The organism is Saccharopolyspora sp. SCSIO 74807 (assembly GCF_037023755.1).
GTDB lineage: Bacteria > Actinomycetota > Actinomycetes > Mycobacteriales > Pseudonocardiaceae > Saccharopolyspora_C > Saccharopolyspora_C galaxeae.
This window is the reverse complement of sequence record NZ_CP146100.1, coordinates 2,871,953-2,886,553: the sequence shown is the minus strand read 5'-3', so window position 1 is coordinate 2,886,553 and position 14,601 is coordinate 2,871,953. Positions and strand designations below refer to the sequence as shown.

Sequence of the window (14,601 nt, the reverse complement as noted above, 5' to 3'; positions counted from 1 at the left end):
GGCGGAACCGCCGGGGCGGGCGGAACTCGCCCCGGCGGCATCCGGAATCAGCAGCAGTGGCTGCAGTTCGAGCCGCCGCCCTCGCTGGTGCACCCGGGGGTGCAGTACGAAACGCTGGTGACGGCGGGGTTGGCCATGGTGGCCTCGAAGCCGACCTCCAGGTCGAGGTCGAACAGGTCGACCTCGGCCTCGGCGACGGCCTGGTCCGTAGCAGCGGACATGGTTACCTCCGTGATGGATCGGTGGTGCCCGGCGGGCACCTTGATCGAATTCGGCTGCACTCCCGGCCGGTGCCGGCCCCAGACCCGGTTGCGTGCAGCCCGTTCAGATCAGCAACCGGATCTCGCCGCGGCAACCGATCCGGGCCGGAATGGCAGAACTGGCAGTGCCCGTGGCGGATCTGCGGCCGCCGTCCGCCGCCCGGAAGATCGAAAACGGTGGATGTCGCCGTGAACCTTCGCGAATGCCGGTGCTACGTACCTTCACTGAGGGATTCTGGTCGCTCGAGACCGGAGGCGATGGGAAACAAGGTGACTGAGGCAGGCACGCACTCGGCCGGGCTGCTGGCGCGCGTCGCCGAAGGCGACGAGGAGGCGCTGGGCCTGCTCTACCGCGAGCACGCGGGTTCCATGCTGCGCTTGATCGGGCGGCTGACCACGAACCGGGCCGAAGCCGAGGAGATCTTGCAAGAAGCCTGGCTGGCGGTATGGCAGTCCGCGGCAGCCTTCCGGGGTGACAGCGCGCCCCGCGCCTGGCTGCTCGGCGTGGCCCGCAGGCAAGCGCACAACCGGTTGCGCCGCGCCGCGCTGAGCACGGCGGAGCTGGACGCGGCGGCTCAGGTGCCGCAGGCAGGCCCGGACGTGGAGGACCGGGTGCTCGCGGGCATGGAGTTCGAGCAGGTGCTCGCGCGCGTGCGGGACCTGCCCCGGCATCTGCGGGAGGTGCTGGACCTGGTGCTCGTGGAGCAGCTGTCCTACCGCGAGATCGCCGGAGTGCTCGACGTGCCGGTAGGCACCGTGAAAAGCCGGATGTCCCACATAAAACGGGAACTGGCGCAGGGCACGCACTGGGAGTCCACCCATCGGCCACCGCAGGAAGGGAGCAGGCGATGAGTCACCTGGACGCCGACGAGGTCCTCGAGGCGGCTCGGCAGCAGGCCGCGGGCGGCCGGGTGCGCTCCGCGGACCACCTCCGCGAATGCGCGCGGTGCGCGGACGGCGTCGCCGCCATGGCGCGGTTGACCGCCGCGGGCGAAGTGCTGGCCGCGGAGGAGGATCGCGAGCTGGCGGTGCCCTCGTTCGAGCACGTGCGGGCCGCGTTGCCGGGGAACCAGGCCCGCACCGGCCCGCAGCGCGAACCGGCGCCGCGGGGCGCGCCCGAGCGGCGGGGGAAGCAGCTCCTGCGGTTGACGGCCGCGTTGGTGTGGGCGCAGCTGGCGCTGCTGCCCCGCCTGCTGCTGCCCGCCAGCGCGTTCGCGTTCGCCGCTGCGGTCGTGCTCGCCACGGCGCTGCCGGAAAGCTCGGCCGGGCTCCGGGAACACGCCTTCGGCGCGGCCGTGGTGCTGATCGTGCTGGCCGGGTCGCTGACCACGTATTCGGGTGGGCGCGATCCGCGCACCGAGCTGCAATTCAGCCTGCCCATCGCACCCCCGACGGTGTTCGTCTGCCGGGTGGTGGGCGTGCTGGGCCTCGACGTGCTGCTCGCGGTGCTCGGTTCGGTCGCGGTGCACGTGTTCGGCGGGTCGCCGAGCCTGGCCGGTGTCCTGGCGAGCTGGTTCGGGCAGGCGTTGCTGACCGTGGGGGTCGCCCTCGTGTTCGCGGTCGCGCACGCGCCGGCGACCGGCACGTTGGCGGGCGTGCTGGTGTGGCTGCTCGGTTCGTCCAGCGGTCTGCCGGAAGCCGGTGGGCTGGGCGGAATCCTGCGCCCGGCGGTTTCGACGCTGTGGACCAGTTCGCCCGCGGTGGTCGCGCTGGCGCTGGCCCTGCTGGCGATCGCGGTGCTGGGGATGCGGTTCCCCCGGTTCGGGCCGCGCCGGGAGGGGAGCTGAACCATGGCCGTGAACCGCATCGAGCGGCGGCGCTACGTACCGGGTATGCGTTCGTTGTCGCGGTACGAAATGCGCCTCTGCGGTCCTGCGGTGCTCGCGGTACCGCCGCTGGCGGGCATCACGGTGGGCATCGCGTCCTCGCTGGCCGGATGGCAGTCGTTGCTGCTCGGCGAGGTCCTGCCGGTTCTCGTCGCGCTTCCCGCCGCGGCGGTCGCGGATGGCGATCCGCTGCGCGAGCTGCACGAGACGCTGCCTCGTCGCTACGTGCGCACGGCTGCTTGCCGGCTGGGGATCGCGGCGGGTGCGGTGCTGACCGGTGTCGTGGCCGCTGCGGTGCTCTGCGCCGCGTTCGGCGGAGGCGCAAGCGTGCTCGGGCACGCGGCCGCCGCGTTGTGCTCCGCCGTGCTGCTCGTCGGCATCGGCGCGCTGGTGGGCGCAGCGTCCTCGTCCGCGGCGGCCGCATCGACCGCGATGATCGCGGTAAGGCTCGGGCAGCTGCTGCTCGGTGACCGCATCCTCGGCGACGGCGCCGCGCGACTGCTGGTACCGGCCTGCGTCGGTTGCGCCGCGCTCGCGCTGGCGCTGCGCCGGTTCGACTCCGGCGCCGACGTGCTCGGCGCTGCCCGCAGCGGGGCCGGGTCATGAGCGCGCCCGGAGTCCGGACGGTGCTCGCCACCGCGCGCTACGAGGCGCTGATCGCGCTGCGCACCAAGGCGCTGTGGTGGTCGCTGCTGCCCCTGACCGCATTGGCGCTGCTGCTCGCCGCCACGTCCGGTCGGGTGGTCGGCGCCAGCGACCCGGTTCGCCGGGTGGCCGAGACTTCGCTGGTGTTCAGCCTGCTGTGCACGCTGGGCATCGCGGTCGGCCTCGCCGGACGACTGGCCGGGCACCGCCGCAGCGGGTTGACCGATCTGCTCGACGCCACCGCCGCGGGCATCCCGGCGCGCGTGGCGGGCTCGCTGCTCGGTTCACTGCTGGTGGCACTGGTGCCACCGGTCTGCGGTTTCCTGCTGCTGGTCGTGGTGACCTCGATCAGCACGGGCGCCCCGGCGGCGGTCGGCGCCGGGCTGCTGGCGATCGTGGTGGTGCTGCTGCCCGCGAGCCTGATGCTGAGCAGCTTCGCCGCGATGCTGGGCGTGCTGCTGCCGGTTGCGGCCGCCCGCGTGCTCACGGCGGTGTTCTGGCTGTGGGCGACGGTGCTCAACCCGATGCTGCTGCCGGTACCGACCGCGACCGGCACGGTGCTTTCCCCGCTGGCGCGGTACCCCGCCGCAGCATGGCTGCACGCGTCACCCGCGTCCGCGACCTACGGCCTCAGCGGCGCGCTGCGCCCAGAAGTGCACAGCGCCACAGCCACGGCGCAAGTGCTGTGCACGCTCGCCGCGAGCGCGGTTTTCCTCGCGGTCGCGGCGATCCGGCTGAACGCACGTACCCGAGTTCCGAACCGGAGGGCACGATGGATGTCTCGCTCAGCGCAGTGACCAAGGTCTACCGGGGTGGCGCCCGCGTGCTCGACGGGCTCGACCTCGAGATCGGCGAAGGGATGCTCGGCCTGCTCGGCGCGAACGGGGCGGGCAAGACCACGTTGATGCGGTTGCTGACCACGGTGCTCAAACCGACCAGCGGCCGCATCGCGGTCGGTGGCCACGATCTGTCCACCCGTTCCGGGGTGCACGCGGTCAAGCGCATGTTGGGCTACCTGCCGCAGGAACTTTCGCTGTACCCGGAGCTGACCGGTGCCGAGTTCCTGGACTACGTCGCGCTGCTCAAGGGCATCGGCGACCGGGCCGAACGCCGGCGCCAGACCGACGACCTGCTCGATCAGGTGGGAATGCGGCAGCACGCGAAGCAGCGCATCGGCGACTACTCCGGCGGGATGAAGCGCCGGATCGGCATCGCGCAGGCACTGCTGGGCGATCCCGAGCTGCTCGTCGTCGACGAGCCGACCGCCGGACTCGATCCGCAGGAACGGATGCGCTTCCGCGCGCTGCTGGCGGGGCTGTCCGGCGTCCGCATCGTGATCCTGTCCACGCACATCCTCGACGACGTGGCGCAGAGCTGCCCGAACGTCGCGGTGCTCGGCGACGGCAAGGTCGCCTACCACGGCAGCACGGCCGGGCTGACCTCCGCGGCGTCCGGCCGCACCTACCTGGTGCCACCGGGACGGCCGGTTCCACCGGATTCGACGGTCGTCAACGCCGTCGCCGGCCCCGAAGGCACCGAATACCGCGTGATCAGCGAGAACCCCGTTCCGGGGGCGCGGCAGGTGGAACCGTCGCTCGAGGACGGCTACGCGGCATTGGTGCGCAACAGTTCCGACAAGATGGCGGTGAATTGATGAGGACGTTGACGAAGCTGGTCCTGCTGGGATCCGCGGCGCTGGCCCTGACCGGGTGCGGTGGCGGTGGCCAGGGCACCGCGGAGGCGGGTGCACCGGTGCCGATGCCGCCCGCCCGCAACGGCGAGCAGCCGATCAGCGCGGCGAACATGGGGCACTTGTGGCCGCTGACCGTGCCCGGCGGTGTGCTCACCTGCGTCGGCGACAACGAGGCCGTGTTCACCGATCCCGGTGGCCGCTCCTACGCGCTCAACGAGCGCGCCGAGCGGCACCACCCCAGCATCGAGCCGCTGCGCGCCCAGGGCGAGGGCAGCGAGAAGATCAGCCTCGGCGCGTTGCGCAGCAAGACCCTGAAACTTTGTCCCGAGCAGCGGTGAGGCGGCCGGTTCCGCGCTGCGCCGCTCGTCAGCCCGCACGCCGGCTGGTGGCCAGCAACGAGCGGAGTTCGGCGCGGCTGGAAACTTGCAGTTTGTCGTAGAGCATCCGGATCCGCCGGTACAGCGTCCGCTCGGAGCAGAAGAACCGCCGGGCTATCGCGGAAACGGTCTCCTCGCTGCAGAGCATGTTCTTGAGCCGGTCCAGCTCTTCGTCGTCCATCGTGGGCTCGCCCGCGAATCCGGCCGCGCGCTCGTACGGCGCCATCAGCGCGTTGCTCACCCGGGTGTCCGCATCGGCACGCGAATTCCCCGCGTTGATGGCGGTGGCGCGCACGGCCTCGAGCTGGGCACCGACCGGGATCGCGAGGTTCAACACCGAGGATGCCCCGTGTTTGATGGCGGAGTACGTCTGGTGCCCGTTGTAGTCGTGCACCACCGCGACCACGGGTGAAAGCCAATGCCCGCAGTCCCGCAGATTCGAAATGCAGGCGGCCTGGTCTTCGCTGGTGGCGGGCAGAAACACCGGATTCCCGTTGTCCGCCAGCGCCTCCACTCCGGACGCCTCGAAGAACTCCACGGCGAAGCCGAACTCGGGCAACGGCAAGGTGCCCACCATCCCGGATACCAGCGCCTTCAGGTGCGCGTGCACCCGAGCGGTAAGACATCCGGGAAGGTGCTGCGCACAGGCCTGCGGCCGGCGCTTGGCCGGTCCGTCGGCGGGCAAGTGCGTGATCGCGCGCGCGTCGAATCCGTTCGCCGGGCGCGGACAATCGAGCTCATTCGTTCTCCCCACAGCGACACCCCAGTCGAGCACAAGAAATCATGGCCAGGCGCAGCCGCGGCAAGGTCCCCAGTATGCCGAAGCGCGCCTTCCGAATAACCCCAGGTGGTACTGAACGCCGTCACCTTAGCACAGCAAGATCCATCACGGCTCGCTGATCGGACGGCCGTTTTCGGCGCATGCGCTCGAACCCTCGGTTGCGAAACCGTGCACCCGATCCTTCGGATCTGCACCTCCGGCTGCACCGCGCCGCAATGCGCGCGGAACTGCCAAGAACTGCCATCCGGGTGTCGACCGGCTTTCCCGCAGCCGGTCCGATGCGAGTCTGGCCACCGGTTTGTCCACAGCGGTGCAAGGAGAGGAAGCGACGATGGACTTCGCCACCGCCCGGACGCTGGTGCGCGCCGCGACGCTGGGAATCGACGACCTGGAGCGGGCGATCGCAGCAGCGGGTGCCTGCCCGGCCGTCGACTTCCTGCTCGACGAAATCCGCCCGCGGCTGCGGCTGTCCGAGCTTTCCGAGTTCGACCAGGACACGATCGTGCGGCTGTGCCTGCAAGCGGGCGCGGAGACGGTGCACCGGGACTTGGTCGTGCGGCGGAACGGATCCGGCTGGGCGTTCGGTCCGTCCGGCGAACATCCGGTTGCGGCGGCCGCGGTCATCACCCAGGACCTCGCCGAAGCGCTCCGCGGAACCGTCTCGCCCTCCGGCGCGAGCGCGGCGACCCGTTCCGTGCAATGGCGGGACGCGGACGACTTCACCGCGTTCCACTCCCCACCGGCCGCGTTCCGCGTGGTGCAGCGCTTGCTCGCGGCAATGGAGCGTCGCGACGACCGGGACCTGAGCGCGCTGGCCGCGCACCACGGCTCGGACAAGTGGGGGCTGCACAACTACACCCCGCACTACCAGCGGCACTTCGAGCCGTTGCGGGACGAGCCGATCGTCTTGCTGGAGATCGGGGTGGGCGGCTACCAGGACCCGACCGGCGGGGGCGCATCACTGCGCATGTGGCGGGATTTCTTCCCGCGGGCGCTGGTGTACGGATTGGACGTCGTCGACAAGAGCGCACACGACGAGGGACGCATCCGGACGCTGCTGGCGGATCAGGCGGATCCCGGGTCGCTGAGCCGCGCGGTGGAGCCGATCGGGCGTCCGGACATCATCATCGACGACGGCAGCCACATCAACAAGCACGTGCTCAGCACGTTCCGCGCGCTGTTCCCGCTGCTGCGGCCGGGCGGCAAGTACGTGATCGAGGACCTGCAGACGGCGTACTGGCCGAGCTTCGGCGGTAGCGAGCAGTCCACCTGCGATCCGCACACCACCATCGGGCTGCTGAAGGACCTGGTGGACGGTCTCAACCACCAGGAGCTGACCGAGCGCAATCCCCGCAGCAGCAGCACGACCGACACCCAGATCGCCGGGGTGCACTTCCACCACAACCTGGCGGTGCTGGACAAAGGGCTCAACCTGGAGCCGGGCGCGCCGTCCTGGCTGGCCCGGACCCAGCCGGAGTCCTGATGGCCGCGCGCATCGCCGTCATCTGCCCGGCGTTCAACCGCTCCGCGGCCATCCTGCCGACGGTGGAAAGCGTGCTGGCGCAGACGGTGCAGGACTGGGAACTGCTCGTCGTCTCGGACGGCAGCACCGACGACACCGACGAGGTCGTCCGGGCGGTGCGCGATCCGCGGGTGCGACTGCTCCGGGTGGCGAACCACGGCTGCCCGGGCGGGCCGCGCAACGCGGGTCTCGCGGCCACGTCGGCTCCGTACGTGGCTTATCTGGACCACGACGACGTGTGGCTCCCGAACCACCTCGAAGTCCTGCTCGGAATGCTCCAAGCCGGTGCGCCGCTGGCCGGGACCGGATGTGTGCGGGTGGATCCGTCCGGACGGGTGCGGCACCGCTCCGGAGTGCTGGATTCCGTCTGGCACCCGGAACTGCAGGTTCTCAACGCGATGTACGAACCGTCCCGCGTGGGCCACGTGCGCCCACTGGTCGCCGAGGCGGGCGGCTGGAGCACGGCCGCGGCCGGGTTCGAGGACTGGGACTTGTGGACGCGGCTCGCCGAGCGGGGCGTGGACTTCGCGGTAGCAGCGGACCGGACTTCGGTGCTGACGCTGGAGGACGGCAGCAGGCGGCACCTGTTCAGCCCCCGGCACAGCATCGGGCTGGCCAAGACCGGCGCGGAACGGGACGCGGACCGGGTGCGCGACCTGCTCGCCGGTGAGCACGGCCGCGCCCGGGCCGAAGCGGCGTACCTCGCCGACACGGAAGCTTGGTACGTCGACCTCTGGGATTCGGCGCGCTGCGTCCGGCCGCCCGAAGTGCGGCGGGTCGACGTGCTCGAAGCGGTGCGCGCGAAGCTCGCTTCCGACGAGGCCGGCTCGTTCCTGCACGGCTTGGTCACCGTCCCGCACGCGGGCGGGTTCGTGCTCGCACTGCCCACGGCGGTGCTGAATCCGCAGCACCGCGGCCGGATCCGGGAGCTGCTGGCCCGCCGCTGCCCCGCGCAGCTGCGGTTGCTGCGCGAACTGCGCGCCCAGGCATCGACCGGTGCGCTCTGAACGACGTTCCGCCCGGCCGAGCGCACACCTGCGGAGCACGCCGAAGCGGGCTCCGCGGCAGTCCTGCCAACCGCCTGCCAACGGCCGCGCGAACCGGTGTGCCGGGTGATCCGCGGTGCCAGGCTCGGATCGCGATCGGGTCGACCGCCCGACGTTCCGCAACGATTCCCGAGGAGGGGATTTCCGTGACGGCTCTTCGCCGCATGTTCATCGCCGGCGTCACCGCTTGCGCGCTCGGCGGCCTGGTCGTGCCGACCGCCGTTGCCGCGACCGGCACCGCGCAACCGGCGCCGGCCACCGAGATCGGGGTCCGCAAGACCTGGCACGCGACCGTGCAGTGCCACATCGTGCGCATCAGCGACAACCACGTCATCGGTTACGACCGAGCCGACGGCGTGGGCAACACCAAGGACAAAGCCATCACCGACGCTGAGCGCAACGTCCCGGTGCCGCAGGGACACTACAAGCGCCACTGCGACCCCAAGCGGATCTGGTAACTTCCAGCAGCTTCGTTCCGCTCCTCCGCTGATCAGGTTGGTGTGCGATGTCCGAGGAAAGTGGAATCTGGGAAATCCGGCTCGGCATTTACGCCACCGAGCAGCAGGCCGAAGAAGTCAAGGAGCGCATCACCAGGCTGTTGTGCCCGGATCCCGACCACGCTCCGCCGTGCCCGATCCCGTGGTCGGTACGGCTGATGCCGGAGGATGCGGACAGCTACCCGGCGCTCGCCGAGCAAGCTCGCATCGAAGGCCACGACCAGGGGTGAGCGGCCCGGTGGACCGCAGCGACGGCCGCGGATGCGGGCCGCATCGGGGTTCGCACCCCGGTGCGCCCGCCCGCCGGGCCGGGTGAGCTGGGCCGATACCATGGTTTCGTGAGTACAGCGGTGGACGAGAATCACGAGGACCTGCCGGAGCAGATGCGCATCCGGCGGGAGAAGCTGGAACGCCTGCGGGACAACGGCGTCGACCCCTACCCGGTCGGTTACCCGCGCAGCACCTCGATCGGTCCGATCCGCGAGAAACACGACGGCCTCGAAGCCGACCAGGGCACCGGTGAAGTCGTCTCGGTGACCGGCCGGGTCATGCTCTACCGCACCGGCGGCAAGCTGTGCTTCGCCACGATCCGCGACGACACCGGTTCGATCCAGATCATGCTGGCGCTGGACAAGGTCGGCGCGGACGAGTTGGAAGCCTGGAAGGCCGACATCGACCTCGGCGACCACGTCGGCATCACCGGCGAAGTGATCACCTCCAAGCGCGGCGAGCTCTCGATCATGGCGGAGAGCTGGACGCTGACCTCGAAGTGCCTGCGCCCGCTGCCGGAGAAGCACAAGGGCTTGACGGATCCCGAGGCGCGGGTGCGGCAGCGCTACGTCGACCTGCTGGTCAACCCGGAGGCGCGGCAGCTGGCCCAGCAGCGTTCGCGCGCCGTGCAGGCGTTGCGCTCGGTGCTGCTGGAGCGCGACTTCCTCGAAGTCGAGACGCCGATGTTGCAGCAGGTGCACGGCGGCGCCACGGCGGAGCCGTTCACCACCCACATCAACGCCTACGACCTCGACCTGTACCTGCGGATCGCGCCGGAGCTGTTCCTCAAGCGGCTGGTGGTCGGCGGGATCGAGAAGGTCTTCGAGATCAACCGCAACTTCCGCAACGAAGGCGCGGACTCCACGCACAACCCCGAGTTCACGATGCTGGAGTTCTACGAGTCCTACGGCGACTACGACACCGTCGCCGAACTGACCACCCAGCTCTACCGGCACGCCGCGAAGGCCGTGTTCGGCGACCACGTGGTGCGCCACCCCGAGCACGGGGACGTCGACCTCGGCGGCGAATGGCCGTCGATCACGCTGTTCGGCTCGGTCTCCGAGGCCCTCGGCGCGGAGATCACCCCGCGCACCCCGGTGGAGCAGCTGCGCAAGCACGCCGACGAGCGCGGGATCGGCTGGGACCCGTCGTGGGGGCCGGGCAAGCTCGTGGAGGCGCTGTTCGAGGAGCTGGTGGAGCACACCCTGATCCAGCCGACCTTCGTGCGCGACTTCCCGCTGGAGACGAGCCCGTTGACCCGGCAGCACCGGGACGACCCGCTGCTGACCGAGAAGTGGGACCTGATCGGGTTCGGCATGGAGCTCGGCACCGGCTACTCCGAGCTGGTCGACCCGGTCGAGCAGCGCAACCGGCTCACCGAGCAGTCGCTGCTGGCCGCGGGCGGTGACCCGGAGGCGATGCAGCTCGACGAGGACTTCCTGCGCGCCCTCGAGTACGGGATGCCGCCCACCGGCGGAGTCGGCATCGGCGTCGACCGGATGCTGATGGCGTTCACCGGCAGGGGAATCCGGGACACGATCCTGTTCCCGATGGTCAAACCGGTCTGACCCGCGCGAAGCGAACAGCCCCGGCGCGCACGGCGCCGGGGCTGTTGCGCGCTCAGCGCTGTTCGGATGCCGCCGGTGCGGCCGCCTCCGGCTGCTCCCGAGCGTCCACCAGGCTCAGCCCGGTGATCTTGTACGACAGGCCGCGCTGCCCGGCGGTGCTGAACAGGCAGATCAACGACACCAGACCGAACAGCTGGCCGAGGAAGCCGAACGGGGACTCCCCGCCCATGCCGATCAGCAGCAGGTAGCCGCCGACACCGGCGAGGCTGCGCACCAGGCTCACCGACGGCCGAGGCTTGGCACCGTCCGCGGTGACCGCCCGCAGCTGCACGATGCGCTGGCCGACGCTGCTCGCGCCGCCCGCCAGCGGAAGCACGATCACCAGCAGCAGCCACGGCAGCCAGCTCCCGAGCACCTCGACGAGGCCCGCGCCCGGGATCTCCCTGGTGGGCGGCATGTTCCCGCCGAACAGCTGGCCGTTGACGGCCATCAGCACGACGATCCCGGCCGTGGCGCACAGCGTGCTGCTCAGCTTGATGATCGCCAGATCGCACACCGATGCCAGCAGCCGCCGGGACCAGGTGATCGGCCGCGGCTGTCCCGGCGGGGTGGTGAGCCGCTGCCCCGGCACCGCGCGCAGCGCAGGGGCCGCCCACGCACCTGCCAGCGCCCCGGCCGTGTTCATGATCAGGTCGTCCACGTCGAACAGCCGGTAGGCGCAGGGGTACAGGAACCAGATCCCGGTTCCCTGCGTCGCCTCGATGAGCAACGAGACGCCGAACCCGACCGCGGTGGTGATCAGCACCGACCGCCCGAACAGGTAGCGGACGAACATGCCCAGCGGCACGAACAGGCCCACGTTCAGCGCGATCTGCGTCAGCGCCGGATTGCTCAGCACCGAGAGCACACCGCTGCCGGTGGCTTCCTTGCGCATGTCGTTGAGGAAGTTGAACGGGATCCACTGCGGACCGCCCGCTCCCTCGGTGGCGCAGAAGTCCGGCGTCAACTGCGGGAACGGCAGCAGCACGTAAGCCACCAGGGAAACGCCGTAGACCACCGCGGCCAGCGCCAGCGCCAAGTGGCCAGCGCCGAGCTGGCCGCGCCTGCGATATTGCCGAGCCACGTACGGCACGAACAGCACCACGGCCAGCGCGATGCCTGTCACGATCCCGATCAAAGCGGGCAGCAGCCGCTCGCTCACCATCGTCCTTCCGGTAGGTGCAGGAGGTTTTCGTCAGCCCAAGTTGCCTATCAGGGCACCGAGGACCAGCAGGCCGCAGATGATGGCGTTCGCCACCCGGTGATCGAGGAAGATCGCCACGAACTCCCGGATCGTGGCGCTCGGCCAGAAGTAGCGGGCTGTCGGCGAGCCCACCACGTCCCCGTTCACCGACTCCTTGCGGGCGATCCGCGCGGCGCGCATCACGTGGTAGTTGTTCGTCACCACCAGGCAGCGGTGCTCCGGCACGCGCTGCTGCATGAGCGCCTTGCTGAACCGGAGGTTCTGCTCGGTGCTGCGCGAAGCGTCCTCGACCAGCAGCCGGTCGGCGGGAGCTCCGCGCTCGAGCAGGTAGTCCGCCATCGCGCGGCCTTCCGCGATCTCCTCGCCCGGCCCCTGACCACCGGAAGTGATCAGCACCGGGTCGTAGCCCTTCGCGCGCTGCTGGTGGAACACCCCCAGGCCCTTGTCCAGCCGGGAACCCAGCAGCGGCGGCACCCGCCGCCCGCCGATCAGGCCGGAACCCAGCACCACGATGAAGTCGGCCTGCTTGCGCGGCGGGAACAGCCCGTAGAAGAACGAGTACAGCAGGAAGCACACGAACTGCAGCGACACGAAGCCGAGCACGGATGCGACGGCGCTCATCACGGCCACCAGCGGAGGCCACTCGGTCAGGTTGGCGAGGCTGCGCAGCACCAGGTAGCCGAGGATCCCGATCCCGGCGAACAACGAAAGCAGGTTGCCCAAGCTGCGGCCTTCGCGGCGCAGCATCGTCACCCCGTTGAAGATCAGGAACACCGCCAGCACCAGCGGCATCGCCACGAACGCGAGCGCGAACCCCACCGCGAACAGGACCGCGGCCTGCGGCGAGAGCATCGCCAGCAGCGCCCCCGCGCCGACGATCGTCGCCAGGATCGCGAAGAACAACCAGAGTCCGTTGCGCACGCGGCGCCGATCGCGCAGAACGCTCAGTCCGAACAGCAGGTACAGGACTGCGGCGGGAGCTAGGACGAGGGGCGACAAAGCAGTCACGGCTGGAGATCTTAGCCGTGGCACCTCACCCGGCGGTGCCAGGCAGGGAAATCCCCCACTCGCGGGCCGTACTAAGTGGACGGTCGTCAGCCGGGCGCGGGCGGCTGCGGGATTTCGCGGCCGCAGTCCGCTCCGACGCAGCCCTGCGTGCGGTCGAGCTGGCGGTCCAGGAATTCGCGCACCTGCGCGTAGCGCGCGTCGTCGTGCCGGGAATTCAGCTCGTACGGATCGATGGCCAGGTCGTAGAGCTCGTGCGCGCCGCTGACGTAGCGGATGTAGAGGTAGCGGTCGGTGCGGATTCCCTCGTACGCGGCGGACAGCACTTGCCCGTGCTCGTCGCGGGGCTTGGCCGGTCGTGGTGCGGTCGCGACGTCCTGGTCGAGATCGCCCGCGCCCGCGGCGCGCCCGGCCTGCACGTCGTCGGCGGGCGCTTGCTGCCGCGCACCTGGACGAACGGGTTCCGGCAGGGCGCCTGCCGCGGCCTCGTGCAGGATCGGTCGGCCGGTTTGCCTGCGCGGATCCTGCGCGAACGGCAGCAGCGAACGCCCGTCCAGCGCCAGGCCTGGACTGGTGCCGCCGAGGTCGGCGATCGTCGCGGTCAGGTCCGGATTGCTGGTCAGCTCGGCGGAATGCCCGCCGCGCGCGACGCCCGGACCGCTGATCATCATGGGCACGTGCGCGGAAGCCTCGTGCGGCAGGAACTTCCCGGTCGGGATCTGGTGCTGGCCGAAGAAGAACCCGTTGTCCGAGGCGAAGATCAGGTAGGTGTTCTCGAGCACGCCCTGCTCGCGCAGCGTGTCGATGAGCTTGCGCACCGCCTCGTCGACGGCCAGCAGGGATTCCAGCCTGCTGCGGTAGCTCTCGGTGATGCCGGCGGTCTCGTGCGCCGCGATCTGCGGATATTCCCGGAGGAACTTCGGCTTGTCGCTCATGTCCGCCTCGTTGAACGACGGGTCCGCGGGCAGCGGCACGTCCGCGAAAGCTCCGGCGTGGCGCTGCGCGGGACGCGGGCCGTCCGCGATCCGGAACAGGTCGCCGTTGTCCGGTGCACCCGGCGTGATCTCGCCGTGCGGTGCCAGGAAAGCCATGCTGAGGAAGAACGGGCTGCCCGCCTGCGACTGCCTGCGGATGAAGTCGGCGCCTTTGTCCCGGTACACGTCGGTTTGGTAGTGCTGCGGATCTTCGTGCCAGTAGTCGCCGTAGGTGCGCAGCGCGCCGTTCTCGTTCAACCGGTACCCGTACATTTTGTAGGTGCTCGGGTCGACCGAACCGCGCCATTCGTCCCAACCGGGCGGCACGTGCGTCGGGTCGTCCTCGCCGTAACCGTTGGGGTACTTCCCGATGTGCGAAGTGGTGTAGCCGGCGCGTTGCAGCCACACCGGCAGCGTCTCGGCCTCGTTGAGCTTGTCGTAGCCGCCGAGCGGGTCGGCGTTGTGCCGCACGCCGTTGTTGTGCGCGAACTGTCCACTGAGGAACGTCGAGCGGGAGGGGCAGCACAGCGGGTACGAGGCGTAGTAGCGGTCGAACGTCACGCCCTGGGTGCCGAAGTACCGCTGGGTCTGCGGCATGAACCGCATGCTCTCCAGCCACTGGTCGTCGGTCATCACCATGACCACGTTCGGTTTCCGCGGCACCGGGCTCGCCTGCGGGGGGACCGACTGCGGCTGGCCCGTGCACGCCGCCGCCACGAACGCCAGGACCAGCAGCAACACCGGCCGTCTCCGGCGCGGGACGCGGCGAGCGGCAGCCATCGGGACCATGACTCAGTTTGGTCCCCGGCACGCACAAAGTGTCAAGATCCGCCCCTCGCACGGAGGAACGGTTGCAGTGGCATTTCGCGAGCTCTTTTGATCTTTATCTTCTCA

The 14,601-nt window shown here is 70.2% G+C and carries 16 protein-coding genes; 11 read left to right on the top strand and 5 right to left on the bottom strand.

Features of this window, described 5'->3' with window-relative positions; all coding sequences use genetic code 11:
* Positions 1-47 precede the first annotated feature (47 nt).
* Positions 48-221, bottom strand: a complete 174-nt coding sequence (locus V1457_RS13320) for a gallidermin/nisin family lantibiotic (protein WP_200073465.1) — start codon at positions 219-221, stop codon at positions 48-50.
* 309 nt (positions 222-530) lie between these two features.
* On the opposite strand from V1457_RS13320, the gene V1457_RS13315 reads away from it, so the two are divergent.
* From V1457_RS13315 to V1457_RS13290, 6 genes are read left to right on the top strand one after another with little or no spacing between them, the layout of a single operon-like run.
* Entirely contained in the window at positions 531-1,112 is a 582-nt protein-coding gene (locus tag V1457_RS13315) for an RNA polymerase sigma factor (protein ID WP_338604046.1), read from the top strand.
* A complete protein-coding gene (locus V1457_RS13310) occupies positions 1,109-2,047 on the top strand; it encodes a hypothetical protein (protein WP_338604043.1) in 939 nt (312 codons plus the stop codon). Before V1457_RS13315 ends, V1457_RS13310 begins: the two co-directional genes overlap by 4 nt.
* A 3-nt stretch (positions 2,048-2,050) precedes the next feature.
* A complete protein-coding gene (locus tag V1457_RS13305) occupies positions 2,051-2,692 on the top strand; it encodes a hypothetical protein (RefSeq protein WP_338604040.1) in 642 nt (213 codons plus the stop codon).
* Positions 2,689-3,528 carry a hypothetical protein gene (locus V1457_RS13300; RefSeq protein ID WP_338604036.1) on the top strand — a complete coding sequence of 280 codons (840 nt, stop codon included), beginning with the start codon at positions 2,689-2,691 and terminating at the stop codon, positions 3,526-3,528. The genes V1457_RS13305 and V1457_RS13300 overlap by 4 nt, the downstream gene beginning before the upstream one ends.
* Positions 3,504-4,385 carry an ATP-binding cassette domain-containing protein gene (locus V1457_RS13295; RefSeq protein WP_338604033.1) on the top strand — a complete coding sequence of 294 codons (882 nt, stop codon included), beginning with the start codon at positions 3,504-3,506 and terminating at the stop codon, positions 4,383-4,385. The genes V1457_RS13300 and V1457_RS13295 overlap by 25 nt, the downstream gene beginning before the upstream one ends.
* Positions 4,385-4,762, top strand: coding sequence for a hypothetical protein (locus V1457_RS13290; RefSeq protein WP_200073471.1), 378 nt, complete (start codon positions 4,385-4,387; stop codon positions 4,760-4,762). The genes V1457_RS13295 and V1457_RS13290 overlap by 1 nt, the downstream gene beginning before the upstream one ends.
* A 28-nt stretch (positions 4,763-4,790) precedes the next feature.
* On the opposite strand, the gene V1457_RS13285 is transcribed toward V1457_RS13290, so the two are convergent.
* Positions 4,791-5,555 carry a hypothetical protein gene (locus V1457_RS13285; protein WP_338604030.1) on the bottom strand — a complete coding sequence of 255 codons (765 nt, stop codon included), beginning with the start codon at positions 5,553-5,555 and terminating at the stop codon, positions 4,791-4,793.
* A gap of 358 nt (positions 5,556-5,913) precedes the next feature.
* Between V1457_RS13285 and V1457_RS13280 the strand changes: the two genes are divergently transcribed.
* The 5 genes from V1457_RS13280 to lysX all read left to right on the top strand — a co-directional run bounded on the left by V1457_RS13280 (position 5,914) and on the right by lysX (position 10,485).
* On the top strand, positions 5,914-7,065 hold the full coding sequence (locus V1457_RS13280) for a class I SAM-dependent methyltransferase (RefSeq protein WP_200073473.1): 1,152 nt from the start codon (positions 5,914-5,916) through the stop codon (positions 7,063-7,065).
* Positions 7,065-8,111: a glycosyltransferase family 2 protein gene (locus V1457_RS13275; RefSeq protein ID WP_338604025.1), complete on the top strand. Its 1,047-nt coding sequence runs from the start codon at positions 7,065-7,067 to the stop codon at positions 8,109-8,111. The genes V1457_RS13280 and V1457_RS13275 overlap by 1 nt, the downstream gene beginning before the upstream one ends.
* A 185-nt stretch (positions 8,112-8,296) precedes the next feature.
* A complete protein-coding gene (locus V1457_RS13270; RefSeq protein WP_200073475.1) occupies positions 8,297-8,608 on the top strand; it encodes a hypothetical protein in 312 nt (103 codons plus the stop codon).
* A gap of 47 nt (positions 8,609-8,655) precedes the next feature.
* Complete coding sequence (locus V1457_RS13265; RefSeq protein WP_200073476.1) at positions 8,656-8,877, top strand: hypothetical protein; 222 nt, start codon at positions 8,656-8,658, stop codon at positions 8,875-8,877.
* 108 nt (positions 8,878-8,985) lie between these two features.
* Positions 8,986-10,485, top strand: a complete 1,500-nt coding sequence (gene lysX / locus V1457_RS13260) for a bifunctional lysylphosphatidylglycerol synthetase/lysine--tRNA ligase LysX (RefSeq protein WP_295148222.1) — start codon at positions 8,986-8,988, stop codon at positions 10,483-10,485.
* Between the two features lie 52 nt (positions 10,486-10,537).
* On the opposite strand, the gene V1457_RS13255 is transcribed toward lysX, so the two are convergent.
* The 3 genes from V1457_RS13255 to V1457_RS13245 all read right to left on the bottom strand — a co-directional run bounded on the left by V1457_RS13255 (position 10,538) and on the right by V1457_RS13245 (position 14,448).
* Positions 10,538-11,686: a VanZ family protein gene (locus tag V1457_RS13255; protein WP_338604020.1), complete on the bottom strand. Its 1,149-nt coding sequence runs from the start codon at positions 11,684-11,686 to the stop codon at positions 10,538-10,540.
* Between the two features lie 33 nt (positions 11,687-11,719).
* Complete coding sequence (locus V1457_RS13250; RefSeq protein ID WP_307850329.1) at positions 11,720-12,736, bottom strand: ElyC/SanA/YdcF family protein; 1,017 nt, start codon at positions 12,734-12,736, stop codon at positions 11,720-11,722.
* An 86-nt stretch (positions 12,737-12,822) separates the two neighbouring features.
* Positions 12,823-14,448, bottom strand: coding sequence for a sulfatase (locus V1457_RS13245; RefSeq protein ID WP_338604015.1), 1,626 nt, complete (start codon positions 14,446-14,448; stop codon positions 12,823-12,825).
* Positions 14,449-14,601: the final 153 nt, after the last annotated feature.